This window comes from Streptomyces atroolivaceus, assembly GCF_000717025.1.
Lineage (GTDB): Bacteria > Actinomycetota > Actinomycetes > Streptomycetales > Streptomycetaceae > Streptomyces > Streptomyces atroolivaceus.
In genome coordinates, this window is record NZ_JNXG01000085.1 from 1 (window position 1) to 257 (window position 257).

At 71.6% G+C, this 257-nt stretch carries 1 protein-coding gene; it reads right to left on the minus strand.

Annotated features, from left to right (window positions below; genetic code table 11):
• Positions 1 to 257: acyltransferase domain-containing protein (locus tag OO67_RS35520; RefSeq protein WP_033305966.1), on the minus strand; the 257-nt coding region annotated here is incomplete at both ends.

Consider the following 257-nt stretch of genomic DNA (forward strand, 5'->3'; position numbering starts at 1 on the left):
TCGCACTCGCTGATCACGCGGGCGAACACGGGCGAGGTGTCCAGCAGTCCCACCGCCATCCCGGCCCACTGCGACCCCTGCCCCGGAAACACGAACACGACAGGAGCTCCTGAAGCCCGGCCCGGCTTCGCGCCGGAGACCGCCGCATCCACACCACTGGCCTCGTGGGAGGCCAGTGCGTCGAGGCCTGCGAGCAGTGCGTCGCGTCCGCCGGTGCCGGGGACGACGGCTCTGGACTCGAAGGGGGAGCGTGTGGT